The organism is Acidovorax sp. Q11 (assembly GCF_054950075.1).
The window spans coordinates 40,970-67,505 of record NZ_JBUDZG010000021.1 but is presented as its reverse complement, the minus strand read 5'-3'; the positions used below and the strand labels follow the sequence as shown (position 1 = coordinate 67,505).

Annotated in this window: 25 protein-coding genes; 11 read left to right on the top strand and 14 right to left on the bottom strand. The window is 66.5% G+C overall.

Features of this window, described 5'->3' with window-relative positions:
- The first annotated feature begins 105 nt into the window (after positions 1 to 105).
- Positions 106 to 2,139 carry a beta-propeller domain-containing protein gene (locus ACYZGB_RS16320; RefSeq protein WP_462389769.1) on the top strand — a complete coding sequence of 678 codons (2,034 nt, stop codon included), beginning with the start codon at positions 106 to 108 and terminating at the stop codon, positions 2,137 to 2,139.
- A gap of 138 nt (positions 2,140 to 2,277) precedes the next feature.
- Here ACYZGB_RS16320 and kynA read toward each other — a convergent pair whose 3' ends face one another.
- The 6 genes from kynA to ACYZGB_RS16290 all read right to left on the bottom strand — a co-directional run bounded on the left by kynA (position 2,278) and on the right by ACYZGB_RS16290 (position 7,817).
- Positions 2,278 to 3,165 (bottom strand): tryptophan 2,3-dioxygenase, encoded by an 888-nt coding sequence (kynA, locus tag ACYZGB_RS16315; RefSeq protein ID WP_462389768.1) that lies wholly within the window; start codon positions 3,163 to 3,165, stop codon positions 2,278 to 2,280.
- 18 nt (positions 3,166 to 3,183) lie between these two features.
- A complete protein-coding gene (gene kynU / locus ACYZGB_RS16310; RefSeq protein ID WP_462389766.1) occupies positions 3,184 to 4,494 on the bottom strand; it encodes a kynureninase in 1,311 nt (436 codons plus the stop codon).
- A gap of 88 nt (positions 4,495 to 4,582) precedes the next feature.
- A complete protein-coding gene (gene kynB, locus ACYZGB_RS16305; protein WP_462389764.1) occupies positions 4,583 to 5,236 on the bottom strand; it encodes an arylformamidase in 654 nt (217 codons plus the stop codon).
- 123 nt (positions 5,237 to 5,359) lie between these two features.
- A complete protein-coding gene (locus tag ACYZGB_RS16300; protein WP_462389762.1) occupies positions 5,360 to 5,710 on the bottom strand; it encodes a YkgJ family cysteine cluster protein in 351 nt (116 codons plus the stop codon).
- Positions 5,711 to 5,742: 32 nt separating this feature from the next.
- Entirely contained in the window at positions 5,743 to 7,164 is a 1,422-nt protein-coding gene (locus ACYZGB_RS16295; protein ID WP_462389761.1) for a sensor histidine kinase, read from the bottom strand.
- On the bottom strand, positions 7,161 to 7,817 hold the full coding sequence (locus tag ACYZGB_RS16290) for a response regulator transcription factor (protein ID WP_462389759.1): 657 nt from the start codon (positions 7,815 to 7,817) through the stop codon (positions 7,161 to 7,163). Before ACYZGB_RS16290 ends, ACYZGB_RS16295 begins: the two co-directional genes overlap by 4 nt.
- Before the next feature lie 173 nt (positions 7,818 to 7,990).
- On the opposite strand from ACYZGB_RS16290, the gene ACYZGB_RS16285 reads away from it, so the two are divergent.
- The 6 genes from ACYZGB_RS16285 to ACYZGB_RS16260 all read left to right on the top strand — a co-directional run bounded on the left by ACYZGB_RS16285 (position 7,991) and on the right by ACYZGB_RS16260 (position 14,446).
- Positions 7,991 to 9,001, top strand: coding sequence for an N-acetyltransferase family protein (locus tag ACYZGB_RS16285; protein WP_462389757.1), 1,011 nt, complete (start codon positions 7,991 to 7,993; stop codon positions 8,999 to 9,001).
- Positions 9,002 to 9,134: 133 nt separating this feature from the next.
- Positions 9,135 to 11,333 (top strand): TonB-dependent receptor plug domain-containing protein, encoded by a 2,199-nt coding sequence (locus tag ACYZGB_RS16280; RefSeq protein WP_462389755.1) that lies wholly within the window; start codon positions 9,135 to 9,137, stop codon positions 11,331 to 11,333.
- 65 nt (positions 11,334 to 11,398) lie between these two features.
- Positions 11,399 to 11,806 (top strand): hypothetical protein, encoded by a 408-nt coding sequence (locus ACYZGB_RS16275; RefSeq protein ID WP_462389754.1) that lies wholly within the window; start codon positions 11,399 to 11,401, stop codon positions 11,804 to 11,806.
- 134 nt (positions 11,807 to 11,940) lie between these two features.
- A complete protein-coding gene (locus ACYZGB_RS16270; protein WP_462389794.1) occupies positions 11,941 to 12,270 on the top strand; it encodes a FeoA family protein in 330 nt (109 codons plus the stop codon).
- Positions 12,267 to 14,192, top strand: coding sequence for a ferrous iron transporter B (gene feoB / locus ACYZGB_RS16265; protein ID WP_462389753.1), 1,926 nt, complete (start codon positions 12,267 to 12,269; stop codon positions 14,190 to 14,192). Before ACYZGB_RS16270 ends, feoB begins: the two co-directional genes overlap by 4 nt.
- A gap of 14 nt (positions 14,193 to 14,206) precedes the next feature.
- Positions 14,207 to 14,446, top strand: a complete 240-nt coding sequence (locus ACYZGB_RS16260; protein WP_462389751.1) for a hypothetical protein — start codon at positions 14,207 to 14,209, stop codon at positions 14,444 to 14,446.
- A 90-nt stretch (positions 14,447 to 14,536) separates the two neighbouring features.
- On the opposite strand, the gene ACYZGB_RS16255 is transcribed toward ACYZGB_RS16260, so the two are convergent.
- The 3 genes from ACYZGB_RS16255 to ACYZGB_RS16245 are packed head-to-tail and all read right to left on the bottom strand — an operon-like array spanning position 14,537 to position 17,368.
- Complete coding sequence (locus tag ACYZGB_RS16255; protein ID WP_462389749.1) at positions 14,537 to 15,217, bottom strand: HD domain-containing protein; 681 nt, start codon at positions 15,215 to 15,217, stop codon at positions 14,537 to 14,539.
- 7 nt (positions 15,218 to 15,224) lie between these two features.
- A complete protein-coding gene (gene argF, locus ACYZGB_RS16250) occupies positions 15,225 to 16,154 on the bottom strand; it encodes an ornithine carbamoyltransferase (RefSeq protein ID WP_462389747.1) in 930 nt (309 codons plus the stop codon).
- 17 nt (positions 16,155 to 16,171) lie between these two features.
- Positions 16,172 to 17,368 carry an acetylornithine/succinylornithine family transaminase gene (locus ACYZGB_RS16245; protein WP_462389746.1) on the bottom strand — a complete coding sequence of 399 codons (1,197 nt, stop codon included), beginning with the start codon at positions 17,366 to 17,368 and terminating at the stop codon, positions 16,172 to 16,174.
- Between the two features lie 240 nt (positions 17,369 to 17,608).
- Here ACYZGB_RS16245 and ACYZGB_RS16240 point away from each other — a divergent pair, with 240 nt between their 5' ends.
- Entirely contained in the window at positions 17,609 to 17,932 is a 324-nt protein-coding gene (locus ACYZGB_RS16240) for a DUF3579 domain-containing protein (RefSeq protein WP_462389745.1), read from the top strand.
- 5 nt (positions 17,933 to 17,937) lie between these two features.
- On the opposite strand, the gene ACYZGB_RS16235 is transcribed toward ACYZGB_RS16240, so the two are convergent.
- Together ACYZGB_RS16235 and rpsT are read right to left on the bottom strand one after the other, a co-directional pair.
- On the bottom strand, positions 17,938 to 19,143 hold the full coding sequence (locus ACYZGB_RS16235; RefSeq protein ID WP_462389743.1) for an AAA family ATPase: 1,206 nt from the start codon (positions 19,141 to 19,143) through the stop codon (positions 17,938 to 17,940).
- Between the two features lie 200 nt (positions 19,144 to 19,343).
- On the bottom strand, positions 19,344 to 19,646 hold the full coding sequence (gene rpsT, locus ACYZGB_RS16230) for a 30S ribosomal protein S20 (RefSeq protein WP_015015385.1): 303 nt from the start codon (positions 19,644 to 19,646) through the stop codon (positions 19,344 to 19,346).
- A 176-nt stretch (positions 19,647 to 19,822) separates the two neighbouring features.
- Here rpsT and murJ point away from each other — a divergent pair, with 176 nt between their 5' ends.
- The gene (gene murJ, locus ACYZGB_RS16225; RefSeq protein WP_462389741.1) at positions 19,823 to 21,382 is read left to right on the top strand and encodes a murein biosynthesis integral membrane protein MurJ; all 1,560 of its coding nucleotides are present in this window, start codon (positions 19,823 to 19,825) and stop codon (positions 21,380 to 21,382) included.
- A gap of 96 nt (positions 21,383 to 21,478) precedes the next feature.
- Positions 21,479 to 22,330: a SirB1 family protein gene (locus tag ACYZGB_RS16220; RefSeq protein WP_094288185.1), complete on the top strand. Its 852-nt coding sequence runs from the start codon at positions 21,479 to 21,481 to the stop codon at positions 22,328 to 22,330.
- A 12-nt stretch (positions 22,331 to 22,342) separates the two neighbouring features.
- On the opposite strand, the gene ACYZGB_RS16215 is transcribed toward ACYZGB_RS16220, so the two are convergent.
- Both ACYZGB_RS16215 and ACYZGB_RS16210 read right to left on the bottom strand, forming a co-directional pair.
- Positions 22,343 to 23,209, bottom strand: a complete 867-nt coding sequence (locus tag ACYZGB_RS16215; RefSeq protein WP_462389739.1) for a ParB N-terminal domain-containing protein — start codon at positions 23,207 to 23,209, stop codon at positions 22,343 to 22,345.
- A gap of 63 nt (positions 23,210 to 23,272) precedes the next feature.
- Positions 23,273 to 24,358: a transporter gene (locus ACYZGB_RS16210; protein ID WP_462389738.1), complete on the bottom strand. Its 1,086-nt coding sequence runs from the start codon at positions 24,356 to 24,358 to the stop codon at positions 23,273 to 23,275.
- Positions 24,359 to 24,477: 119 nt separating this feature from the next.
- Here ACYZGB_RS16210 and ppk2 point away from each other — a divergent pair, with 119 nt between their 5' ends.
- Positions 24,478 to 25,392 carry a polyphosphate kinase 2 gene (gene ppk2, locus ACYZGB_RS16205; RefSeq protein ID WP_462389792.1) on the top strand — a complete coding sequence of 305 codons (915 nt, stop codon included), beginning with the start codon at positions 24,478 to 24,480 and terminating at the stop codon, positions 25,390 to 25,392.
- A gap of 136 nt (positions 25,393 to 25,528) precedes the next feature.
- On the opposite strand, the gene ACYZGB_RS16200 is transcribed toward ppk2, so the two are convergent.
- Positions 25,529 to 26,521 carry a GlxA family transcriptional regulator gene (locus tag ACYZGB_RS16200; protein WP_462389736.1) on the bottom strand — a complete coding sequence of 331 codons (993 nt, stop codon included), beginning with the start codon at positions 26,519 to 26,521 and terminating at the stop codon, positions 25,529 to 25,531.
- Positions 26,522 to 26,536: the final 15 nt, after the last annotated feature.

The window sequence follows — 26,536 nt, the reverse complement described above, 5'->3', positions numbered from 1 at the left end:
CGTGTGGAAATTGTGTGGGATATTATCCCACTTATCTGCGAGATGGGATGGGCAAGCTTCCACCCCGCCATGCAGATCACAGGTATCCACAGGGAGAAAAATCACATGACGAACCGAAGGTTGATGAAGAAAGTGGCGGGCATGTCCTATGTCTCGCCCGCATGGCTGGCCGTGGCAACGGCGGCGTTTGTAGCGGGCTGCGGTGGCGGGGAGGGCGGCAACCCGCAGACGCCCAACGAGGCGCGACTGCAGGTGGCGCGGTCGGGCGATCTGGTGGCCTACTTCAAGGCCAAGATCGCGCAGCGGGTGGCGCTGGGCTACCCTGGCACGGCCATCACCGTGCCCACCGTGGGGGGCTTGAGCAGCGCAGGCAGCGTGGTCACCCACACCGGTGCGCCACTGGCGGGCGCGTTGGTGGAGGAAGACGGCCTCATCCATGCCGAGGGCACCATGCTGTATGGCCTGCACCGCGCCTTTGCCACCGACACCGGCCGCGAGCCGCCGCGCCTGACCGCCCAGGCCCGCGCCGCCGATGGCAGCCTGGCCAGCGTGGGCCGCGTCACGCTGGACGCCAAGTTCATCCCCCAGGGCTTCTACGTGGCGGGCGGTGGCACCCGCGCCGCCGTGCTGTCGCAGCAAGACCCGTACGCCGACCGCCAGCCCGTGGTGGCTGCGGCCGACGCCAACATCACCGTGTTGCCCGAATACAGCCGCATGCTGTCGCTCGACCTGTTCGCGATCAGCAAGGACATGGCGCCCGCGCAACTCAAGCAGATGCGCATCGACGGGCTGCTGGTGGGCAGCCGCCTGATCGGCAACACGCTGTACCTGGTCACCACCTGGTCGCCCGACCTCACCCGCTTCACGGTGCCTGCGGGCGCCTCGGCATCGGCCGTGCAGACGGCGCTCAAGGACCTGAACACTGCCGCACTGATCCCCACCCTGCGTGTGGACGGTGGCCAGCCCCAGCCGCTGGTGAACGAGGCCGACTGCCTGGTGCAGGCGGGCAATGCCTCGCTGTCGCTGCAGCTCACGTCCATCACGGCCATTGACCTCACCTCGTCCAGCCTGGCACGCACCAGCCGCTGTTTTGCTGGTGGCAGCGAAGCCGTGCACCTGGGCGTGCGCAGCGTGTACGTGGCCAGCTCGCGCCAGTACCGCTATGGCGGCGACGTGATCAATGCCGTGTTTCCGGCCGACAGCCGCACCGACATCCACAAGTTCTCTTTCCGTGGCGCGCAGGTGGACTACGACGCCTCGGGCGCTGTGGACGGCCACCTGGGCTGGGACCTGCGCCGCATGCCCTCGCGCCTGAACGAGTACCAGAACGACTTGCGCGTGCTGACCTTCACCGGCAAGACCGGCCAAAGTGGCATGCCGCCGGTGACCATCCAGGCCCAGCAGGCCTCCCCCGCGCTGCTGACCGTGCTGCGCGACAGCGGCCGCGACAACCACCTGAGCCCGCAGGCCAAGCTGCCCATCAAGCTGCGCACCGCGCGGGGCGACCAGCAGATCGACAACCTGTTCTTTGCCGGCACCCGGGCCTATGCCACCCCTTTTGCCACCACCGAACCCGTGTGGGTGCTGGACCTGGCCAACCCCGCCAACCCCACGGTGGCGGGCGAGCTGGCGGCGGGCGGCCATGCCGACCACCTGGTGCCGCTGCCGAACGGCCTGCTGCTGGGCGTGGGCAAGGACAGCGCCCTGGGCGGCGTAGCCGATGGCATTCAGCTCGCGGTGTTTGACGTGCGCAATGCCGTGCAAGGCAAGCGGCTGGCCACGCAGACGGTGGGCGGCCGGGGCAGCATCACCACGCTCGACAGCACCCGCCCCGTGCTCAACCTGCAGGCGGCGGATGGCAAGGTGCGCGTGGCGTTCCCCGCCCGCGTTTACCAAGCGCCCACGGGCGTAGGCATGCCCCCGCCCGTGCGCGGCTACCAGGGCGCCTTGCGGCTGGAGGTGAACACCACCACCGGCGCGCTGGCCCAGCGCTCCATGGTGGTGTCCACCGCCATCCTGAACGGCGACACGCCCGGGCTGTACAGCCGCTTTGACATTGCCAACGAGCGCAGCTTGCAGGTGGACCACGTGGCCTACCAGCTCTCGGGCGGCCAGGTGTTCGCCAGAGCCGGAGACTGAAACGCTGCCGGTTGCGACTCAGGGAGAGAACTAAAAAAACCATAGCTGCCAGCGCTTTCCTGTAGTGCGCAGGCAGCAGTTAGAAGGCCTGTTCACCAGAGTGGTGAACAGGCCTGTTTTTTGGGGCAGCTTAATTGCTTACAGATCGGTGCGCAGCTTCCAGATCTCCGGGAACAGCACCACGTCCAGCATCTTGCGCAGGTAGCTCACCCCGCCCGTGCCGCCCGTGCCACGCTTGAATCCGATCACGCGCTCCACCGTGGTCACGTGGCGGAAGCGCCAGAGGCGGAAGGCGTCTTCCAGGTCGGTCAACTCCTCGCCCAGCTGGTACAGGTCCCAGTGCTTTTCGGGGTTGCGGTACACGGTGAGCCAGGCCTGCTCTACCGCGTCGTTTTCCACATAGGGCTGTGTCCAGTCGCGCTCGGTGTGGCTCGCGGGCACGGCCAGACCGCGCCGCGCCAGCAGCCGCAGGGCCTCGTCGTACAGCGACGGTGCCTCGTACGCGGCTTGCACCTGGGCCAGCAGGTCAGCGCGGTGCTCGTGGGGCTTGAGCATGGCGCGGTTCTTGTTGCCCATCGAAAACTCGATGCAGCGGTACTGGTAACTCTGGAAGCCGCTGGATTGGCCCAGGTACGGCCGCATGGCGCTGTACTCGGGCGGTGTCATGGTGGCCAGCACGTCCCAGGCGTGCACCAGCTGCTCCATGATCTTGCTCACGCGCGCCAGCATCTTGAAGGCGGGCGGCAGCTCATCGCGCGCAATGTGGCCGATGGCCGCGCGCAGCTCGTGCAGCATGAGCTTCATCCACAGCTCGCTCGTCTGGTGCTGCACGATGAACAGCATCTCGTCGTGCGCGGGCGACAGCGGCTTTTGCGCGGTGAGGATGGCGTCGAGCTGCAGGTAGTCGCCATAGCTCATGGACTTGCTGAAGTCGAGCTGGGCGCGCTCTTCGTGCACGATGGATTCGGGCAGGGCGGCAGATGCCGGGCTGTTGCCATCGGCAGGGGTTTGCGAGAAAGGGCACATGGTGGTTTGCCTTTCCGATCAGGTGACGGCGTGCGTCTGGTTGAACTCGGCCTTTTGCCACTCGCCGCTCTCCAGCACTTGGCGCAGGTGCTCCACAGCGTTCCACACGTCTTCAAAGCCCAGGTACAGCGGCGTAAAGCCAAACCGCAGGATGTCCTTGTGGCGGCCCGTGCCGCCGTCACCCTTGCGGAAGTCGCCGATAACGCCGCGCGCAATCAGCGCCTGCACGATGGCGTAGGCGCCGCTGCCCTGGCCGTTCACGCCCGCGCCTTCGTCGCGTGTCAGGCACACCTGTGAGCCGCGCTGGGCATGCTCGCGCGGCGTGGCCAGGCCCAGGCCGTGGCCTGCGCAGCGCTCCTCCACCAGTTGGATGAACAGGTCAGTGAGCGCCAGCGACTTGGCGCGCAGCGCGGCCATGCCGCCCAGGCTTTGTGCGGCGGTGAACACATCCAGCCCGCATTGCAGGGCCGACAAACTGATGATGGGCTGCGTGCCACACAGGTAGCGCGTGATGCCCGGGGCGGGCTGATAGTCTGGGGTGAAGGCAAACGGTGCGGCATGGCCCCACCAGCCGGACAGCGGCTGCCAGAAGCGGCTGGCATGGCGCGGGTGCACCCACACGAAGGCCGGGGCGCCCGGGCCGCCGTTCAAATATTTGTAGCCGCAGCCAATCGAGAAATCTGCGCCTGCGCCGTTCAGATCGACCGGCACCGCGCCCGCGCTGTGCGCCAGGTCCCACACGCACAAGATGCCCTGGGCGTGCGCGGCGGCGGTGATGGCAGTCATGTCGTGCATGGCGCCGGTGCGGTAGTTCACGTGGGTGAGCATCAGTACAGCCACGTCGCTGGTCAGTGCTGCGGTGATCTCTTCAGGCTCCACCAGCACCAGCTCCAGGCCGCGCTCCTTGCACAGGCCTTCAGCAATGTAGAGGTCGGTGGGGAAGTTGCTGCGCTCGCTCACGATGCGCTTGCGCGCGGGGCTGTCTTCGCGGGCGATGTTGAGCGCTGCGCTCAGCACCTTGTAGAGGTTGATGGAGGTGCTGTCGGTGCACACCACTTCATCTTTGCCCGCGCCGATCAGCGGGGCGAGCTGGTTGCCCAGGCGCTGGGGCAGGTCAAACCAGCTGGCGGTGTTCCACGATTTGATGAGGTCTGTGCCCCATTCGCGGGTGACCACATCGGCCACGCGCGCGGCAGCGGCCTTGGGGGCTACGCCCAGCGAATTGCCGTCCAGGTAGATCACGCCCGGGGGCAGGGCGAAGTGGCCGCGCAGCGGCGCGAGGGGGTCTTGCGCGTCGAGCGCGCGGCAGTCTTGCAAGGTGGTGGTCATGGTGTTCAAGGTGGTTTGCTTCTGTTTTGATAGCTGCTAGGGCATGATGGGCGAGCGGTGACGGCCAAAAATGCCTGAAATTTCTGGGCTACAGCGCCCGCAGCACGGCGCGCACGGGCGACGCGTCGGCCGTGGTCAGCTTGAGTGGCAGTGCGATGAGTTCGTAGTCGCCCTCGGGCACGGCGTCGAGCACCAGGTTTTCGAGCACGCGCAGGCCCCGGCGGCGGATGACTTGGTGGCTCTCCAGTGTCTTGCTGTCGGCCGGGTCGATGCTGGCGGTGTCGATGCCCACCAGCAGCACGCCCAGGTCGGCCAGGCGTTCGATGGTGCCGGGCGCATAGGCGGCCAGCTGGCCATCCCAGCGGTCCACAGGCATGTGTTCATAGGTGCGCACCAGCACGCGCTGCGGCAGGGTGCCGTTCACCGCGTGGGCAATGTGCTGCCAGGTGATGAGCGGCCCGCAGCCAATGGCGTGGATCACGCGGCAGGGGCCCAGAAAGGCGTCGAGCGACACGTCGCCAATGGTGGCGCCCTGTGCGTCGTAATGCAGCGGTGCATCGGCGTGGGCGCCCACATGGGGCGACATCGTGATCGCGCTCACGTTGACCGGGCAGCCGGGGCCAATGGTGGCGCACCACTGCTGGCTGTAGGCCGTGTCGCCGGGGAACACGGGGCTGCCCGCGTGCACGGGCGGCGAGATGTCCCAGAGCCGGCGGGCGGTGGGGGAGGAAGGCGTTGACATGGGACAAAGTTTGCATGTCCCGAAAAACCCGTGGTGTCGGTTATTTCCAACACCTGGTCGATTTTTTGTTGAAGCCTAAACTACTTTGATGCGGCTGTAGCCCGGCTGCTGGAGGGTGTCACTTCACAAGCCGGTGCCTACCGCCAGCGGCGCCAGCCCGTGCCGCGCACGCGCCTTGTGGCAGGCGTAGTCGCCCGCCGAGAACTCGCGGCAGGGCGCGGGGCGCAGTTCGTAGATGCTGCACGTCACCTGCTGGCCCACCTGGCCGGTCAGCGAGGCGCAGCGGATGGGCACTTGCTCTGTGCCCCGCATGCGGCAGGTGCTGCCGTTCACATCCAGGGCCAGACCGTCGGGCACCGTGCCGCCCATCGCCTGCATTTCATACACGGCAAAGTCCACGCGAAAGCTGGCGCAGCAGGCGCCGCAGCTCAGGCACGGGTGGGCGGAATCGGCGGTGGTGGCGGCGTCGGACATGCAGGACGGGCTGTGGGCCTGCGGCGGAGCCATCAGGCGCTGTGGGGGAGCGGAATGCTAACGAAAAAACCCACGCCCCGGCCGTTCAGGCCCGCACCGATCTGCACCTGCCCGCCCATGCGCAGCACCGCCTGCCGCACGATGGCCAGGCCCAGTCCCGAGCCGTTGGCGGCATGGCCCAGGCCCCGGTAGAAGCGCTCGAACACATGCGTTTGCTCGGTGGCCGCGATGCCCGGCCCGTCGTCCTGCACCGACAGGTGCAGCGCCGTGCCCTCGCGCCACAGTGCCACCGCCACGCTGCCACCGTGGGGCGTGTAGCGCAGCGCGTTGTCGATGAGGTTGTGGGCGATGGATTCGAGCGCGGGCAGGTCCAGCCGGGCGGGCAAGGTGTCGGGCGCGTCCAGCGACAGCTCGATCTGCCGTGCCATCGCGTCAGGCACGGCCTGGGCCAGCGCGCCGCGCAGCCACTGCGCCACGTCCAGGTCGCGCGGGGCGGGGCGCTGGGCGTCGTCCAGCGCGGCCAGGTCCAGCAGCTGCTGCGCCAGGTGCGAGGTGCGGGCGATGGCCTGCTCCAGGTGGGCCTGGGCTTGCATGCGTTCCTCTTCGATGGGCGAGCGGGCCATCACATGGGCCTGGGCGGTGATCACGGCCAGCGGCGTGCGGATTTCGTGCGCGGCGTCCTGCACAAAGGCGCGCTCGCGCTCCACCTTTTGCCGCAACTGGGCGAAGAGGTGGTCCAGCGACTGCTCCAGGGGCTTGAGTTCGCGGTGGCGAGCGTTGAAGCCTACCGATTGCAGGTCGTCCTGGCCACGCTGGGCGATGCGGTTGGCCAGTTGCTGCAGCGGCCGCAGGCCGTTGCTCACCGAGAGCCACACGGCGAGCAATACAAAGGGCGATGCCAGTAGCAGGTAGGGCAGCAGGGCGCGGCCGTTGTACTGCAGGAAGTTGGAGTCGGTGCGCTTGGTCTCGAACACGCGCAGCACCCAGCGCGCATTGCGGCCGGTGTAGATGCGGAACGACCGGCCCTGCAGGGCGGCTTCCCGGATAACCGGTTCTGCTTGTGGCGTGGCGGGCGGCAAGACGACGTTCTGCAGCCCCGGCGATGCAAACACGCGCTGGCCCGATGCCGCATCCAGCAGCTCGTGCATCTGCACCCCGGGCAGCAGGCCCACCTGGCGGCGGCGGACATTGGTCCAGTGGTCGGTGGCGGCAATGGCTGTGGCGGCGTGCGCGGGGTCGGAAACCGGGGCCAGCGAGTCCAGCACCGCGTCGCCGTACTTCATCAGGCCCGGGTCGCGGGTGATGGCGTGTTTGTAGTTGACGAAGTTGTAGCCCAGCAGCACCCCCCACACCACCACAAACGCGACCAGGACCGAGGCCACGCTGCGGCGCATCAGCGTGGGCTCGGCCAGCCAGGCCCAGGCCGCGCGCAGAGAGTGCCTGGCGGTGCTCATGCCTGCAGCAAATAGCCCACGCCGCGCACCGTGCGGATCAGCTCCGCACCGATCTTGCGACGCAGGTTGGACACATGCACTTCGATGGCGCCAAAGTCCACGGGCTCGCCCAGCGGGTCCAGCCGCTGCGAGAGCAGGCTTTTGGACACCACCACGCCCGGCTCGCGCGCCAGCTCCAGCAGCAGCTGGAACTCGCGCGGTGACACATCCAGCACCGTGCCATTGCGCTGCACGGCATGGCGCCGCGGCTCGATCACCAGCTCGCCCAGCACCCAGCGCTCGCTGGCCTGGCGGGCGCTGCGGCGCAGCACGGCGCGGATGCGCGAGAGCAACTCGGCCGTGGCAAAAGGCTTGACCACGAAATCATCGGCCCCGCCATCCAGCCCGGCCAGCCGGTCTTCCACCGCCGAGCGCGCGGTGATCACGATGATGGGCACCTGCTCGCCCTGCGCCCGCCAGCGTGCCAGCAGGTCGAAGCCGCTGCCGTCGGGCAGCGTCAGGTCCAGCAGCACGCAGTCGATGGTGGTGGCATCGACAGTGGCCGGGGCATCCACGGCGCGGCGCAGCCATTCGCTGGTCAGGCCCTCCACCTTCAGCGCGGACTGCAGCGCGCGGCCCAGGTCCAGATCGTCTTCGATGAGCAGAATGTGCATGGGGTGCGATTGTGGCGGGTGCAAAGCCTGCGGGGCGTTGTCTGAAGCGGTGTCTTTGGCTGGCGTTAAGGCTGTGGTTTGCACAATGTCAGCGGGCGCAGCCCAACGTGACTCGCGCACCGACGTTTGAGGGAGAAGAAGAATGAATGGAAGAAGCTGGGGAGGATGCTCTTGTGGGTGATGACAAATCGATGACGAATGTGTCGGCCCCTTCAGGGCTGGTACTGCGGCCGTTTCGCGGCCCGTCGGACTTCCCGGCCATGGCCGAGGTGGCCAATGCCAGCTTTGATGCCGACGGGGTGCTCGCACGCCGCGCGCCCGAAGACCTGGCACGCGACTACGCCGCCTTCACCAACTGTGATCCGTATCACGACGCAATCATGGCCGAGCTGGATGGCGAACTGGTCGCCTATGGCCGTTGCTGGCGATTCACGCAGGCCGACGGGTTGACGCTGCACGCGCAAATCGGTTTTGTTCCAGGGCGTTGGCGCGGTCGCGGCATTGGCCGTGTGCTGCAGGGTTGGATCGAGCAGCGGCACCACACCGTGGCCGCGCCGCACCTGGACGGCCCGCACGTGCACCATGCCTATGTGCAGCAAGGCGAGGAAGCGCGCGCGAAACTGCTGCAGGCCAGTGGCTATGCGCCAATGCGGTACTTCTTCGAAATGCTGAACACAGAACTGCATGCCGCGCCGGACTTTCCCGTGCCGCAAGGGTTGGAGTTGCGGCCCGTCGAGCCCGAGCACTACCGCGCCATTTGGGAAGCGCACCACACCGCGTTTGAAGACCACTGGGGCATGGCACCGCCGTTGCCACGCGACTACGACACCTGGCTGGAGAGCCGAATGTTTCAGCCCGCGCGCTGGCAAGTGGCATGGGATGGCGATGAAGTCGCAGGCCAGGTCCGCACGTATATCAACGAGGACGAGAGCCGCAATCTGTCCCGCCGCCGGGGCTACACCGAGTTCATCAGCGTGGGCCGCAAGTGGCGCAGGCGCGGTCTGGCAAGGGCATTGATCGCCCGCAGCCTGCGCCTGTTGGCCGACGAAGGGATGGCCGAGTCGGCACTGGCAGTGGATGGCGAGAACCTGACGGGCGCGAATCGCGTGTACGCGGACTGCGGCTTTCAGGTGGTCAAGCGCAACACGATTTACCGCAAACCGCTGGAGGTGCCCAAGCTGTAGTCGCGGCGTGCGTTGGCTCCGGAATCACCTGTCGCGTGGATGCTGCAGTTCAGCGACACCCAGGGGCACAGGCATAGGTCTTAGGCTGCGCTTAAGCCTTGCCCTCGGACAATCTGGCGCAGAGAGGGCATCTATGAAGCAAACAATAAACAACAGCCATCGCATTGCCATCTGGGCGACGTGCTTGGCCTCTGCGGCAGGGAGTTCGTCATGGGCGCAGGGTACGCCGGAGGGAACGGGCGGCGCTACGCCATCGCTTGATGGCGTCACGGTCACGGCACGCAGGTCGTTGGAGCAGCGTTTTTTTGCAGCCGGGTCGCTGGTGGTGGTGGACCGCAGCGACATCGAGCAAATGGGCGCGTTCTCGGTGGCCGATGTTCTGCGCCAGCTGCCAGGCGTGCAGGTGACGCCAAGTGCTGACGGCAGCGTGGAGATCCGCATGCGCGGCATGGAGCGCGGTGCCACGCAGTTGCTCATCGATGGCCAGCGCGTGGGCGGCAAGCGCACGCAGCTGCCCATTGACCAGCTGCCGCCCGAGCTGATCGAACGCATCGAGGTGGTGCGCGCGCCAAGCGCAGAGTTCTCGGGCGCCACGGGCGGCACGCTCAACATCGTGTTGCGCCAGGCCACCGTGAAGCGTGAAACCACGCTGCGCCTGACCGACAACCACGTGTGGGGCCGCAATGCGGGGCAGGCGTTTTTCTCGCGCACCGGCCCCTTGGGGCCAACTTCCACGGGCGCCGACGAGCCTCGCGAAGCGGAGGCCAGCCAGCCCTGGTCGTACTTCGTCGCTGCGTCTGCAACAGGCCTGCTGCTGGGTTCAGACATGCACCGCAGCACGCAGCGTGACGGGGCTGACGTGGCGCAGTCCGACACCAGCGCCCGCTACAAGCGCACCGACTACGCGCTGGTGCCGCGCATCAGCGGGAAGCTGGGGGCGGCAGACCAGGTGACGCTGCGGGCAACCCTCAGCAAGGCTGACTTTGGCGGCACAGCCGACAGCGTGGGCAGTGGCGATGGCACATATGCCCTGAACTCGCAGGAGTCGCACCAGTACGACCGTCGCTATCTGCAAGCAGCCGCCGACTGGACGCACCGCTTTGCTACCAGCAAACTCGAAACCACGCTGACCGCCAGCCGGGCCAGCGACACCGTGGACCGCAGGGGAGATCTGTTGCGCAACATTGGCGCGGGCGGTGCAGTGGTCACCGACAGCTACAGCTTTGTGGACGACCGGCGAGAGGACGTGTGGAGCCTCAGCAGCAAGCTCACCGGCACGGCCGATGCACTGCTGTGGAGTGCCGGGGCGCAATTTGAAGACCGCAAACTCTTCGTCAGCACCACCGCGAGCGGCGCCCTGCCGGTGAACTCGGGCCTGGACGCTGGCATCCGCCGGTGGGTGGTCTGGGGGCAGAACGAATGGGAGCTGCCGGCCAGCACCACGCTCACGCTGGGCCTGCGCGGCGAGCGTGTGGAGCTGAACGGGGGAAGCTCTGCAGTGGCGGGCAGCAAGCAGTGGAACATCCTCCAGCCATCGATGCACACCCGCACGCCGCTGTCCGACGACCTACAGTGGCGTGTGAACCTCGCTCGCGTCACCCAGCTGCCGCGCGTGTGGGACTTGGTGGACCGGGTCATCCCCAGTCAGGGCAGCAACAGCCTGGGCAACCCCGACACCATCGGCAACCCCAACCTGCGCCCGCAGGTGGCCTGGACGCTGGACACCGGCTTCGAGCGGCGCCTAGCCAGCGGCCACGCAGGCCTGAACCTGTTTGTGCGGCAGATGAGCGATGTGCTGGCGCCCACGCTGGCATTGAACGGATCGCGATGGGTGGAGCAACGTGCGAACGTGGGCGACGCGCTGGTCTGGGGCCTGGAGGCCGATGCCCGCACTGGATTGGCGTGGCTGGGCCTGGGGCGCGACTGTACGCTGTCGGCCAACGCCAGCCTGTTGCAGTCGCGTATGACCAGCGGGCCCAATGAAGGGCGGCGCATTCCCGGGCAGGCACGCTATGTGGCCACGCTGACCGTTGCCAAACCCATGCCGCGCACCGGCGGCTGGTATGGCGGCGCCACGTTGACCATGACGGGGCGCGCCGACCAGGACATCAACGCCACACTCACCGGCCAAAACCACGCGAGCGCCATGCTGGACTTCTATGTGGGGCAGCTGGTACGCGGACTGGGATATTGGCGGCTGGGCGTGTACAACGTGGGCGACGCGCGCTTCCGCCGAGATCGCGTGGATGCTTCGGGCGCGGTGCCGGTGGTCAGCCGCAGCAGCATGCAGTGGACGCCGCGCGTCTACCTGACCGTAGGGACGCAGTTTTGATGTTGGGGCGGTGAGCATGCGTCCGGTTTTGCACTCATGCCGCCTAGCAAACGAGAAAGGTCGGCATGAAAGTAGGTAAGGGGCTTGTAGGCGCCTCTGGCCAGCTCGCGGTGCTGCTTGTGACGGGGGCGTTCTGCGGCTTCCCGCCAGCGAGTGCCGTTACTGCATCGGCTGCCCCCGCAGCGCAGGGCGCCCCGGGCGTGTCTGCGGCAGCTCCGGTCTATACGCGGGCTCGGCTGGTGTCTATGGAGGCGGATGCGGGCGGCAACGTCACCTATGTGCGGCTGAAGCTGCTGCCCCGCGCCAAGCTGCCGTTCACTATCCAGACCTTTCGGGTGGTCAACCCCGCCCTGTTGCGCGGCATTCCGCAGGGAGCCTGGGTCCAGTTCACTGCCCTACACATCGACGACGAAAACACGCTCACGTCCATTCGCGTCACTGCGGAGTGCAAGCGGTTTGAGCGATGTGACTGACCACCCGGGGAGGGCAGCTGGTACCGCAGCTTGCGCTGCATCAAGGAGAGAGTGAGACGGCAACCAGCACGATACAGATATCTATAGAATGAGAATCAATATTATTTGTATCAAGACCAGTCACCATGAAAACCATGGACGATGGCGCTGCAGCGCGGTTGCATCTTCCTACGCAGCAGAACCTGTCCTCGCGGCTGGACCAATTGCCTCGCCGTGCCTTGGGCCGGGTCACGGGCTTGTTGCCCGCGCGGGACGCGCAGGAGCACAGCATGCTGCTGCGCTTGTTGGAGATCGGCTTTCTGCCCGGTGAAACCGTGCAAGTGGTCGCGCGCGGCGGCTGGGGTGGCGACCCCATCGCCGTTCGGGTGGGGCAGGCCACGTTTGCGCTGCGCCGCCAGGAGGCCTCGATGGTGCAGGTGCAGCCTTTGGATGACGCCACCGTGCCTGCCAAGGAGCTGGCATGAGCGCCCAGGCCACTATGCAGCCCTCCGCCGCTGATGCCCCCTTGCGCATTGCGCTGCTGGGCAACCCCAACTGCGGCAAGACCGCGCTGTTCAACCTGCTCACCGGCGCGCGCCAGAAGGTGGCCAACTACGCGGGCGTGACGGTGGAGCGCAAGGAGGGCCTGCTGCAGACCGCTGCGGGCCGCAGCGTGCGGGTGCTGGACCTGCCCGGCGCCTACAGCCTGCACGCGCACAGCGCGGACGAGGCCATCACCCGCGACATCGTGCGCGGGCGGCGCGCGGGTGAGCCCGTGCCCGACGTGCTGGTGTGCGTGACCGATGCCACCCACCTGCGCCTGAACCTGCGCCTGGTGCTGGAGGCCCGGGCCCTGGGCCTGCCCATGGTGCTGGTGCTCAACATGATGGACGTAGCCCGGCGCCAGGGCATAGAGATCGACCGCGAGGCGCTGGCGCGTGAGCTGGGCATGCCGGTGCTGGCCACCGTGGGGGTGCGCAGGGATGGCGCCCAGGAGCTGGTGCAGTGGCTGGACGGCGCGAAACTGCAGCAGCTGGAGCGCCCGGTGGTGGCACCCGATGCGGCGGCGCGGCTGGATGCAGCGGATCTGGACGCGCAGAACGACGTCATCCGCACGCACCAGGATGTGCGGCGCATTCTGGATCGGGCCGTGCGTGTGCCCGTGGTGAGCCTGCGCGCCGACGACCGCATCGATGCGGTGGTGCTGCACCCGGTCTGGGGCCTGCTGATCCTGGCGGCCACGCTGTTTCTGATGTTCCAGGCGGTGTTCAGCTGGGCCGAGCTGCCCAAGTCGTGGATCGAGGACGGGATGGCCTGGATGGCGGCGCTTATCAACACCCACATGGCCGACGGCCCCTTGCGCAGTTTGCTGACCGATGGGGTGCTGGCGGGCGCGGGCGGGGTGCTGGTGTTCTTGCCGCAGATTCTGTTTCTGTTCCTGTTCATCCTGGCGCTCGAAGACTCGGGCTACCTGCCGCGCGCGGCTTTTTTGCTGGACCGCGTGATGGGCACGGTGGGCCTGTCGGGGCGCTCGTTCATCCCGCTGCTGTCGAGCTTTGCCTGTGCCGTGCCGGGCGTGATGGCCACACGCTCGATCACCCACTGGCGCGACCGGCTGGTGACCATCATGATCGCCCCGCTCATGACCTGCTCGGCGCGCCTGCCGGTGTATGCGCTGCTGATTGCGGCCTTCATCCCCGAGCGCACGGTGGCGGGTGTTTTCAACCTGCAAGGGGTGGTGTTGTTTGGCCTGTATGTGGCGGGCATCGTGAGTGCCATGGCCGTGGCGGCGGTGGCTAAACTCGCGCGCAGCGACACACGGGCCACGCCGCTGATGATGGAGCTGCCCGCCTACCGCTGGCCCAGCGTGCGGGGCCTGGCGTTTGGCCTGTACGAGCGGGCGATGATTTTCATCAAGCGCGTGGGCGGCATCATCCTGGCCGTCACCGTACTGCTGTGGTTTTTGTCCACCTACCCCGGCGCGCCGGAAGGCGCCACCCAGGCGGCCATCACCTACAGCTATGCGGGCCAGTTGGGCCGGTGGCTGGAGGTGATCGTGGCGCCGATTGGCTTCAACTGGCAGATCGCCATCGCCCTGGTGCCCGGCATGGCGGCGCGCGAGGTGGCGGTGAGCGCGCTGGGCACGGTGTATGCCCTGTCTGCCACGGGCGACGAGGCGGCCAACCAGTTAGGGGCGCTGGTGGCAGGCTCGTGGTCGCTGGCCACGGCGCTGTCGCTGATGGCTTGGTATGTGTTTGCGCCCCAGTGCATCTCCACCATTGCCGCCGTGCGGCGCGAGACCAATGGCTGGCGCTACCCGCTGCTCATGGTGGTGTACCTGTTTGCCATGGCGTATGCCGCCAGCTTTGTGACCTACCGCGTGGCGCTGGTGCTGGGCGGCGGCTGAGGGGAAAGGTGCTTATGGCCCAGCAATTCATCGTTGGTCTGATCGTCGCCGCTGCAGCGCTCTATGTGCTGTGGCGTTATCTGCCCGCTCGCTGGCGCCAAGGGTTGGGCAAGGTCCACCCGGGGCTGGTCCAGTCGCCCGGCTGTGGCGGGGGCGATGGTGGGTGCAGCAGTTGTGGCAGCTGCGGTGTGCCGCCCGAGGCGGGCGCCGAAAAGCCGATGGCCATGCCAGCACCGCGCAGGCCCGTGGCGTAGAGTTTGCTATATATTTAATAGCTATTCGCGCCTTATGGATGCGCGGTAAGGCCTGTTTTTCTTCATAAAAGTCCGCACCTTTGGGGCCTGCTACTGGTGCAGCCTGCCTTCGCCCAGCGCGTGCAGCGCCTGCTGCAGATTGGCGCGTGCCTGCGCTTCATAGCGCTGCGCAAAGTAGCCCGTGCCGTAGATCTGCGGGCGGTCCAGGAAACCCTTCAGCACGGCGCTGCGCCCCTCCACATAGCGCGGCCAGCGCACAAAGAAATATTCGCGCCGTACATTGCGCTCGAACTGGCGGTACACCGCATCGCTCTGGCCGAGGATGGCCAGGTCGATGTCCACCACCCACAACGCGTCGCCCGTGAGCGGGCCGGGGGTGTGGCGGGTGTCCATCACATGCTGGTGCACGGCCTCGGCCAGCGTGGTGGGGAGCCCTTGGCTGAGCAGGAACTGGCGCGCCCAGTCGGCGCTGCGCGCCTCGTTGTGCCCGCTCCACGGCCAGTAGATGGCGTCGTGGTACCAGAGGGCCAAGGCGACGGCATGGGGGTTGTGGAGTGCGCCGGGTTGCTGATCCAGCACCGCCTGCAGGTGCCGCAGGCAGGCCCACAGGTGCGTGGTGTCGTGGTAGGCCCGGGGCCAGCGGGCCCAGCTGCGCAGCAGGCGCCGGCCCTCGGCTCGCCAGGCTGGCGTGTCGCGCCCCAGTGCTTGGCCCAGGTCCTGCCAGTGCGCCAGCAATTCGGCGCTGTGAACGGGCTGGCGGCGCCAGGGCATGGGGCTGTCAGGCCAGCTTGCCCAGAAGCAGATATTCCATCAGTGCTTTTTGTACGTGCATGCGGTTCTCTGCCTCATCCCACACCACCGACTGCGGCCCGTCGATCACGTCGGCCTCGACCTCTTCGCCCCGGTGCGCGGGCAGGCAGTGCATGAAGAGGGCGTCGGGTTGGGCGGCGGCCATCATTTCGGTGTCCACGCACCAGTCGGCAAAGGCCTTCTTGCGCGCTTCGTTCTCGGCTTCGTAGCCCATGCTGGTCCACACGTCGGTGGTGACCAGGTCGGCGCCCCGGCAGGCTTCCATGGGGTTGCTAAAGAATTGATAGCTATCAGCGCTGATACCGTGCGCGCCAGCGGCCAATTTTTCGTCCACTTCATAGCCACGCGGTGTGCTCACATGCACCTTGAAGCCCAGCAGCGACGCGGCCTGCAGCCAGGTGTTGGCCATGTTGTTGCCGTCGCCCACCCAGGCCACCGTCTTGCCTTTGATGGAACCCCGGTGCTCGATGTAGGTGAAGATGTCCGCCAGGATCTGGCAGGGGTGGTACTCGTTGGTCAGACCGTTGATGACGGGCACACGCGAGTTGGCGGCAAAGCGCTCGATCTTGGCCTGCTCGTAGGTGCGGATCATCACCAGGTCGGTCATGCGGCTGATGACCTTGGCGCTATCTTCAATCGGCTCGGCGCGGCCCAGCTGGCTGTCGCCCGTGGTCAGGTGCACCACCGAGCCGCCGAGCTGGTACATGCCCGCCTCGAAGCTCACGCGCGTGCGGGTGCTGGCTTTCTCGAAGATCATGGCCAGCGTGCGGTCCACCAGCGGGTGGTGCTTTTCGTAGGCCTTGAACTTCTTCTTGATGAGCGCGGCGCGCTCGAACAGGTAGGTGTATTCGTCGGCGTTGAGGTCGGTGAACTGCAGGTAATGTTTCAGCGTCGTCATGACAATCTTGCTTTGCTTCATTCAGCCAGGATGGCTTTGACCAGCGGGGTCAGTATGGCGACGATCTCGTCGGCCTCGGCGGTGGTGAGGATCAGCGGCGGCACCAGGCGGATCACGCTGTCGGCCGTGACCGACAGCAAGAGGCCCGCTTCGGCCGCGCGGCCGATCAGGGCACCGCAGGGCTTGTTCAGCTCAATGCCCAGCATCAGGCCCTGGCCGCGGATTTCCTTCACGCCCGGCAGGCTGCCCAGCTCGCGCGTCAGGGCGGCCCGCAGGTGGTCGCCCGCCTGGGCTGCATTGTGCAGCAGGCCGTCTTCTTCCATGATGCGGATGGTCTCGACACCAGCGCGCATGGCCAGCGGGTTGCCGCCGAAGGTGGTGCCATGGTTGCCGGGCTGCAGCACGCTGGCGGCCTTGGGGCCCGCCACCACAGCGCCAATCGGCACGCCCGAGCCCAGGCCCTTGGCCAGGGGCATCACGTCGGGCACGATGCCGGCCCACTGGTGGGCAAACCACTTGCCGGTGCGGCCCATGCCGCACTGCACTTCGTCGATCATCATGAGCCAACCGCGCTCGTCGCAGAGCTTGCGCAGCTGCTGCAGGTATTCGATGCGCATGGCGTTGATGCCGCCTTCGCCCTGGATGGTTTCGAAGAACACGGCGACCACGTTGGGGTTGCCTTCGGTGGCCTGCTTGATGGCTTCAATGTCATTCATCGGCACACGCACAAAGCCCTCTACCAGCGGGCCAAAGCCGCTGTGGATCTTGGGGTTGCCCGTGGCCGACATGGTGGCGATGGAGCGGCCGTGGAAGGCCTTTTCATAGACAACGATCTCGGGCTTGGCGATGCCTTTGTCCACGCCGAACTTGCGGGCGATCTTCAGGGCCGCCTCGTTGGCCTCCAGGCCCGAGTTGCAGAAGAACACGTTCTGCATGCCCGACAGCTCCACCAGCTTGGTGGCGAGCTTCTCCTGCAACGGCACGTGGTAGTAGTTGGAGGTGTGGATCAGCTTGGCGATCTGGTCCTGCAGCGCGGGCACCAGCTTGGGGTGGTTGTGGCCCAGCGTGTTCACGGCGATGCCGCCCAGGCCGTCGATGTATTCCTTGCCGTTCACATCCCACACGCGGCAGCCCTGGCCACGTTCCAGCGCGATCGGCACGCGGCCGTAGGTGTTCATCACGTGGGGCGAAGCGGCTTCGATGAAAGCGGTCATGCGGGAATCTCCAGACGGTACGGTGGCAAAAAACGAAGCACGATTCTAGGGCGCGCACTGTAATCGTCTGTTGACGATTGCGCATTACTGCAATGCAGGCTGTTACCAGGGATTTGCGCCAGATTCCCGGTGCTGGCGATGGATTAGAGGGGTAGCTCTTATATAAGAGTTAGAATACGCGCTGCGGTGCAGCATGCAGTGATCCTGTGTCTGGCGCGCTCACTACCACTCCAATCCCCGATGGTTTTCCCCTCCTCCAAAGAAGTTTTCATTCAGGGCATCACCCATGACGGGAAAACCTTTCGGCCCAGTGACTGGGCCGAGCGGCTGGCCGGGGTGATGAGCAGCTTTCGCCCTGGTGGTGCGCGGCCCGGTAGCCACCTGAGCTACTCGCCCTGGTGCATTCCCACCACGCTCAATGGCGTGAAATGTGTGGTGGTCCACCGCGACCTGCAGGGGCACGAACCCATGGCCTGGGACTTCGTCATCAACTTCGCCCGCGACAACAACCTGCAGGTGGCCGAGGCCTGCCTGCTGCCCGACCCGCCCGCTGCCAAGGGCTGAGGCGCTCAGTTTCCTTTTTCTGTCCCCAGCCGGGGCGTTTCGCCAGCAGGGCTGGCGCGCAGCAGCTGGTCGGCCTGCAGCCGGTTCATCCAGGCTTTTTCCACAAACGGGTCCGTCACGCCGTAGTGCCCATGCTTCACGCGCATGAGCAGGTTGGCCGAGGTCATCGTGCCGATGATGCCCTGCACCTCCTGGGCCGTCACTTCGCGCCCGATCTGCGCCGCATAGGCCTTGAGTGCCTCGCCGGTGAATACGCCCTTTACGTCGCCGCCAATGCTGCAGATCCGTGAGAACACGGCCTCAGCCAGCGGGCCCATGGCCTCCACCTTTTGCAGTTCCACGTCGGCCGCCGCAGCGCCCAAAGACTGCGCGATGGTGGGCAGGTGTTCGTCGGGCAGGGCGTCCGGCGGCAGGCTGCGCAGCACATTGAGCGCCTTCATCAGCTCCTCGGGCCGGCTGCCCATGCTGCGAAAGGCGGCTTCGGTGACTTCCGCAGAAGGCAGCATGGCGCCCAGCTGGGGGCCGACCTGCGCCAGCACGTAGTCGATGAAATTCCGCCCCAGCACCGGAAATTCGTTGGTCACCGCGCCGTTGAAGGCTTGGTTGCCCTTGAGCGTGAGTTCCTGCACGCGCGCACGGTGCGAGCCGGTGCCGATGAAGAGGAAATGCCCCGGTGTGCCCGGGCGGGTGTTGATGGCGTCGCGCGCAGCTTTGAGCGCGTGCAGCAGGTGGTCGCCATCGGCGCTGCCCAGCGCGTGCTGCACCTCGTCCACGATGAGCACCACATCCGTTTTGGCCTGGTCGATCAGCTCCTGGAACGCCTGGGCCAGGCTCACGCCGTCGTCCTTGCCCACATCGGCGAGCTTGAAGCCGAACTTGAAACCCGCAGCGCCCGCTTCGAGGTTGGTGACTTCCTTGAGCCGTTTGAGGATGCTCGAGCCAGGTATCTGCAGTTCTTTGAGTGTCTTGCGGATGGCCTCGTGCACCAGATCGGCCGGGTTGGCCTGGGGCTGGCTCCACAGGTCCACATAGACCACGATGGCGCCCAGGGCCTCCAGCGCCGGGATCAGGTCGGTGGCCAGGAAAGTGGTCTTGCCCACACGCCGCTGGCCCGACAGGAACAGGCCGGAGCGCAGCGAGGTGTCCAGGAACGAGGGCCTGAGCAGCTGCTGGGCCATTTGTTCGGCGAGGGCGGTGCGGCGGAAGGTCATGGTTTATTGGATTTTATGAAATTCCAATAATTATGCTAAATCAATAATTTAAGGTAAAGCGTGCTGTGTAAATAAAGCCCGGAAACGAAAAAACCGCCCGAAGGCGGTTTGTTCGTTTTTTTGCTGACAGCGCACCCGTTACAAACGGCGAGCGGCGGGGCCGCCCGGGCTGTTTGCCTGCCGGAGCAGGCGGTGAGTTTTTAAGCGGCTGCGGGTGCCAGGGCTTTCACCTTGGCAGACAGACGGCTCTTGTCGCGAGCAGCCTTGTTCTTGTGGAAGATGCCCTTGTCGGCCACGGTGTCCACCACGGCTTGCATCTTGGCGAACAGTTCGGTCGCCTTGGTCTTGTCGCCAGCCAGAACAGCCTTTTCGACGTTCTTGACAGCGGTACGGTACTTGGAGCGCAGCGAGGTGTTCGCGGCGTTGATCTTGACGTCCTGGCGGACGCGCTTACGGCCCGAAGCGAGGCGGGGGTTCTTCTTTTTTGGTTTAGCGGATGCCATGATGAATATTCCTTGGGTCTGTGGATGTTGCCAGCAAAGCCCGCGATTATAGCCCAGCGAGGGATTTTTGCCACCACCTCGCCGGAAGCCGGTGCGGCGTGCCCATGGGGTGGGTCTGGCCGGGCCACCGGGCGCGCCATCCGAGCGGGAGATCATCCAGGGCTACACTTCTTGCGGTGTCGTTATTCAAAGCAGCCTCCACCGTCTCCTTGCTGACCCTCGCCTCCCGCATCACCGGGCTGGTGCGCGAGTTGCTCATGGCCTCCGTCTTCGGGGTCAGCGCCATGACGGACGCCTTCAACGTGGCGTTCCGCATTCCCAACCTGTTCCGCCGTGTGCTGGGCGAAGGGGCTTTCAGCCAGGCCTTCGTGCCGGTGCTGGCCGCTACCCGCGCGCAGGAGGGTGACGACGGTGCCCGGGCGCTGATTGACCATGTGGCCACGCTGCTGGCCTGGACGCTGGTGCTGCTGTGCATCGCCGGGGTGCTGGGCGCTCCGTGGATGGTGTGGGCCATGGCCAGCGGGCTCCAGCCCCAGGGGTTTGACGCCGCCGTCACCATGACGCGCTGGATGTTCCCCTACATCGGCTTCATGTCGCTGGTCGCGCTGGCCGGGGGCATTCTCAACACCTGGAAGAAGTTTGCGGTGCCGGCAGCTTCGCCGGTGCTGCTCAACATCGCGCTCATTTTGTCCATCACGCTGGGCGCGCCTTTGTTCGCACGCTACGGCATCGAGCCCATCTATGCCCAGGCGGCCGGGGTGATGCTGGGCGGCCTGCTGCAACTGGCCATCCAGGTGCCCGCGTTGCTGCGGCTGGGGCTGCTGCCGCGCATCGGCGTGCGTTGGGCGGCCATCCGCGCCGCCTGGGCCGACCCCACCACCCGCAAGGTGGCGCGCCTGATGCTGCCCGCGCTGCTGGGCGTGAGCGTGGCGCAGATATCGCTGCTCATCAACACGCAGATTGCCTCGCACCTGGCCACGGGCAGCGTGAGCTGGATCACCTATGCCGACCGTCTGATGGAGTTGCCCACCGCCTTGCTGGGCGTGGCGCTGGGCGTGGTGCTGATGCCGCAGCTGGCCAGCGCCCGCGCCAAGCAGGACGATGAACGCTACTCGGCCATGCTTGACTGGGGGCTGCGCCTGGTCGTGCTGTTGTCGGTGCCTTGCATGGTGGCTTTGCTGGTGTTCTCCGAGCCGCTGGTGGCGGTGCTGTACCACTACGGCGCGTTCGGCGACGAAGACGTGCGCAAGACCACGCTGGCGCTCACGGGCTATGGTGCGGGCCTGGTGGGCATCGTGGCCATCAAGGTGCTGGCGCCGGGCTTTTATGCCAAGCACGACATGCGCACGCCCATGCTGATTGCCGTGGCGGTGCTGGTGCTCACGCAGCTGATGAACCTCGTGCTCGTGCCCTACCTGCAGCATGCGGCGTTGACGCTGACCATTGGCATCGGCGCGCTCATCAACGCCATCTGGCTGCTGGTGGGCCTGCTGCGGCGTGGTAGCTACAAGCCCCTGCCGGGCTGGGGCAAGTTCGCGCTGCAGGTGATTGCCGCGAGCGCCCTGCTGGCCGTGCTGCTGGTGTGGGGCGCGCAGTATTTCGACTGGGTGGAGATGCGCGGAAAATCCTGGCAGCGCATCGGCCTGCTGGCCGCGCTGATGGTGGCGGCCGCCGTGCTGTACTTTGGTGCACTGTGGGCCGGGGGCCTCAAGCTGCGTCAGATGCTGCGGCGCTGAAACCCCGTGGCATATTGCCCCAAAGACCAAAAATGCCCTGTCAAGACGGGTTTTCTGTCGATTGACGCTGACCAGCGTGACGCTTAAAAATTCACCATGTCCCTGAGCTATTCCGTGCCCACCTCGCTGGAGTACTTTGCATCGCTGGTGCACAGCGATGAGCACTTTCCGCTGCTGGAGGCCGCCGCCAGCCTGGCCCAGGACGAATACCCCGAGTTCGACGTGCAGCAACTGCTGGGTGATATGGACCAGCTGCTCGCACGCATCCAGCGCCGCCTGCCGGCCGATGCCCCCGCTCTGCAGCGCCTGCGCACGCTCAACCAGTTCTTTTTTGCCGACCTGGGCTTTGGCGGCAACATCAACAACTACTACGACCCTGAAAACAGCTACCTCAACGCCGTGCTGCGCACGCGCCGGGGCATTCCTATCAGCCTGGCCGTGCTGTGGATGGAGCTGGCCCAGGGCCTGGGGCTGCATGCGCGGGGCATTGCGTTCCCCGGGCACTTCATGGTCAAGGTGCTGCTGCCCAAGGGGCAGGTGGTGATGGACCCGATCTCGGGCCAGTCATTGAGCCGCGAGGAACTGGCCGAGCGGCTGGAGCCCTACAAGCGCCGCAATGGCCTGGTGGACGACTATGACGTGCCGCTGGGCCTGTACCTGCAGGCCGCCACGCCGCGCGACATCATTGCGCGCATGCTGCGCAACCTGAAGGAAGTGCACCGCACCCAGCAGGACTGGCAGCGCCTGATTGCCGTGCTGGACCGGCTCATCGTGCTGCTGCCCGAGGCCTGGGGCGAGCGGCGCGACCGGGGGCTGGCCCATGCCGAGAGGGGCAACACGGCCGACGCGGTGACCGACCTGGAGGCTTACCTGACCCACGCCGAAGACGGGCTCGACATCGACCTGATCGCCGACCGGCTGAGCGCGCTGCGCAACGCCAGCGGTTGATCTTCAGAATCTTCAGAACGGCGCGCCGCCCTCAGGCAGCGCCGCCTGCAATTGCGCCACCTGCCTGCGCAGCTCGGCATTCTCTGCCGTGAGTTCCGCCACGCGGCTGCGCAGGCTGTGCAGCTCGTCGGCATGGCCTTCGGCACCCGCTGCGGCTTCCGCTGCCGGTTTTTCGTCGGACGGCGCTTCGTCGCGTGGCTTGCGCTTGTTCAATTCACGCACGCGCTTGGCGGCCTGCTTGAGTTCGTCCTTGCCTGCCACCACGGCCGCCACCTGCTCTTCAGCGGGCAGGGTGGCAACAGCTGCAGCGGCGTTGATGGAGATGGTGCCGGACTTCACGGCGGCCACCAGTTCGGGGGCGGCCTGCTTCTGGATTTTTTCGATCATCACCACCTGGCTGCTGCTCAGGCGTGCGGCCTTGGCAATGGCCTCGCGGCTGCTCAACGGATCGGGTGCGGGCAGGGCGGCAACGGCCTCGGGGGCGGCCGCTGGCAATTCGGCCATGGCGGCGGCCGTTGATTCGGCGGGCTCGGCGGCGGTGCTGGCCCGCGCCTTGCGGTCCGCAATGATCTCGCGCTTGCGCAGCGCCAGCACACCGCGCTGGAAGTCCGACACGCTGCGGCGGCCCAGGTGCTGGTCGATCATCCACAGGTGCACGTCTTCCATCGACGTGAAGCGCGGGTTCTGCACGGTCTGGAACGGCAGGCCATGCTTTTGGCAGATGCCGTAGCGGTTGTGACCGTCCACCAGCACATCGCCCCACAGCACCAGTGCGTCGCGGCAGCCTTCGGTGAGGATGCTGCGCTCCAGGGCCTCGTGCTCCTCGGGGGTCAGGGGTTCGATGTAGGCTTTGAGTTCTTCGTTGACGACGATGTTCATGGTGGCACACGGGTCCGGGGGATCTGGGCAAGGGGCGGCATTGTAGTGGTCCCGCCACCGGGTCTACCGATCGCGTGTGTCCCGCAGCGCCAGCCAGCCCGCCACCGCCGTGAACGCCACCACCACGGCCACGATGATCCAGAAGCCCTGGGGGTCGTCCGACAGCGGCACGCCCCCCACGTTCATGCCAAACAGGCCCGCCAGGATGTTGATGGGCAAGGCCAGCACGGTGACCACCGTCAGCACGAACAGGCTGCGGCTGTTGGTCTCCTGCACGCTGGCGGCGATCTCTTCCTGCAGCAGCTTGATGCGCTCCTGCAGGCCCTGCATGTCGCGCAGCACCACCGAGAACTCTTCGGTCGAATCGCGCAGCTCCTGCGCGTCGTCGGCGCCCATCCACGCGGGCGGGTGCTGCAGCAGGCGGAACAGCGCTGCGGGCTCGGGTGCCAGCAGCCGCTGCAGTCGCACCAGCAGGCGTCGCAGCACGCCCAGCCGGGCGCGTTTGTGGTCCAGGCGGCCCGCCAGCAGCGCGTCTTCCACGTCGTCGATGCGTTGGGTCACGCCGCGCACGATGTCCACCAGGCCCGAGGCCTGCGTGCGCATCAGCTCGGCCAGCAGGGCCACGCTGGAGCAGGGCGCATTGCCGCTGCGCACTGCCGTGCGCAGTGCGTCTACCGAGCGCAGCGGCCGGGTGCGCCCCGTCACCATCAGGTGCGGGGCCACGCTGGTCCACAGGGTGGCGATGTCCGAGGGTTCGAACGCAAAGTCGAAGTGCGCGTCGTTGAGCACCGCAATCAGCGTGTCGTCGTCGCGCTCGATGCGGGTGGAGACAGAGCGGTCCTTGAGCGCATCGAAAAACGCTTCGGGCAGGTCGGCATGCCGCTCCATCCAGCGCATGGCCTGCGCGTGGCTCAGGTTGAAGTGCAGCCACAGAAACTGGCCTTGGCCTTTCCCCTCCTGCGCTGCACCCCCGGCCTGCTGGCCCGCGAGCCATTGCGCCGCCTGGGCCGAGTCGATCTCTCGCGGTGCGGCGTCGGCGCCCAGCAGGTAGCCGCAGATCAGCCCGGCGGCGTCACCCCCGTAGTTCAGGCTGGCGCTGGCAGGGAGGGTGGTGGCGGAAGTAGGAGGAGGGAGGTCAGCAGACGGCACGGACCCGCATCGTGGCCTGCGGGCATGACAACGCCGTGACAGATCACACCGATGTCACGGCATTGTCATTGCAGCGCGCCACCATGGCGCATCTTTTTTGCACTGCCGAATGGCTCCCCATGTTCTACAACAACGCCCTTGACTCCCAGGAGCTGATGCAGCGCATCGCCAACGACCTCATCGACAGCTATGACGAGGAGCTGGAGCTGGAGATCGAAGACCGCGAGGTGGACGACATTGGCGCCCCCACAGCCGCCGACAAGCTGGCGCGCCAGCAATATTTCAAGGAGCTGTTCCGCCTGCAGGGCGAGCTGGTCAAGCTGCAGGACTGGGTGCAGCACAGCCGCGAGAAGGTGGTGATCCTGTTTGAAGGGCGCGATGCCGCAGGCAAGGGCGGGGTGATCAAGCGCATCACGCAGCGCCTGAACCCGCGTGTGGCCCGTGTGGCTGCGCTGCCTGCACCCAATGACCGCGAGCGCACGCAGTGGTACTTTCAGCGCTATGTGGCGCACCTGCCTGCGGCGGGCGAGATGGTGCTGTTTGACCGCAGCTGGTACAACCGCGCGGGCGTCGAGCGGGTGATGGGTTTTTGCAGCGACGACGAGTACGAGGAGTTCTTTCGCACCGTGCCGGAGTTTGAAAAGATGCTGGTGCGCTCGGGCATCCGGCTCGTCAAATACTGGTTCTCCATCACCGACGAAGAGCAGCATCTGCGCTTCCTCGGCCGCATCCACGACCCGCTCAAGCAGTGGAAACTCAGCCCCATGGACCTGGAAAGCCGCGTGCGCTGGGAGGCCTACACCAAGGCCAAAGAGACCATGCTGGAGCGCACCCACATCCCCGAAGCGCCCTGGTGGGTGGTGCAGGCGGTGGACAAGAAAAAGGCGCGCCTGAACTGCATTGCCCACCTGCTGGCCCAAATGCCCTACCAGGAGGTGCCCCACCCCGCCGTGGTGCTGCCTGACCGCGTGCGCAACCCCGAGTACCTGCGCCAGCCCGTGCCAGCGTCCATGTATGTGCCGGAAGTTTATTGATCGCTATGACTAAGTTGCTATGAAAAATATAGCTAAAAAGGCATATCCATTGCGCGCAGAAGGCTAAAAAAACTGCAAAAATCCTGCTCAAAACCCTGGGATGCCATGCACGGGTTCTGATGAAGGCTGTGTTAGGTCAGTGCGCCCGACCGGTGTCGCCCTGCGACGGCGTGCCGCCCCGCCCGAACTGGTGCCAAGCGCGGCGCAGCTGGGTGTCGGAGCTGAAGCCCGCCATCAGCGCGGCCTGTGTCACGTTCTGGCCCGAGCGCAGCGCGGCCTCGGCCGTGGCCAGCCGGATGCGGCGCAGGTACTGCAGCGGCGCAATGCCCGCATGTTCCAGAAACAGCCGGGTGAGGTGGCGTGGCGAGGTGTGCGCCACCTCGGCCATCTGCGGCACGCTCCAGTCGGCCTGCGGTTGTTGCCCCACGGCGTCTTGCACGCGGTGCAGTGCGGGGTGCAGGTGGTTGCGGTGGTGCAGAAAAGGCGAAAACTCCGGGTCGTTCGGCCCCCGGCGCAGGGCCACCACCATGGCCTGCGCCACCTGGGCCGCCAGCGCGGGGCCGCAGGTGTCGGAGATGCGGTGCAGCAGCAGGTCGATGCCCGTGGTCACGCCCGCGCTGCTGTACACGGCACCATCGGCCACAAACACGCGGTTGGCGACCACGTCGCAGCGTGGGTCCACGGCGGCCAGTTCATCCAGGTGCAGGTGGTGCGTGGTGGCACGGCGGCCCGTGAGCAGCCCGGCATGGGCCGCCAGCACCGAACCGGCGCACACGGTGACCAGCTCCAGCTGCCCTGCCACGGGCCGCAACCCGCGCAGCCAGTGCAGCAGCGCACGCGCCTCGTCACCCGCCACGTCGATGTGTTTGCCCGCCAGCCCCACCAGCACCACCCAGGCGGGTGTGGGCAGGGTGGCGGGCAGGGGCTCCAGCCCCGTCAGCACGGCGCCCACCGAGGTCACGGACTGCGGCGTGGGGCTCACGAAATGCTGCACAAACCGCTCGGGCTGGCCCCGGCTCACCAGCGCCTGGTTGGCAATGCGCAGCGCCTCGGCCGGGCCAGCCCAGTCCAGCACCAGGCTGCCCGGCAGCAGGGCGAAGTAAACATGGATGGGGCGCGTTTCTGGCATCACCGGTTCAAGGAA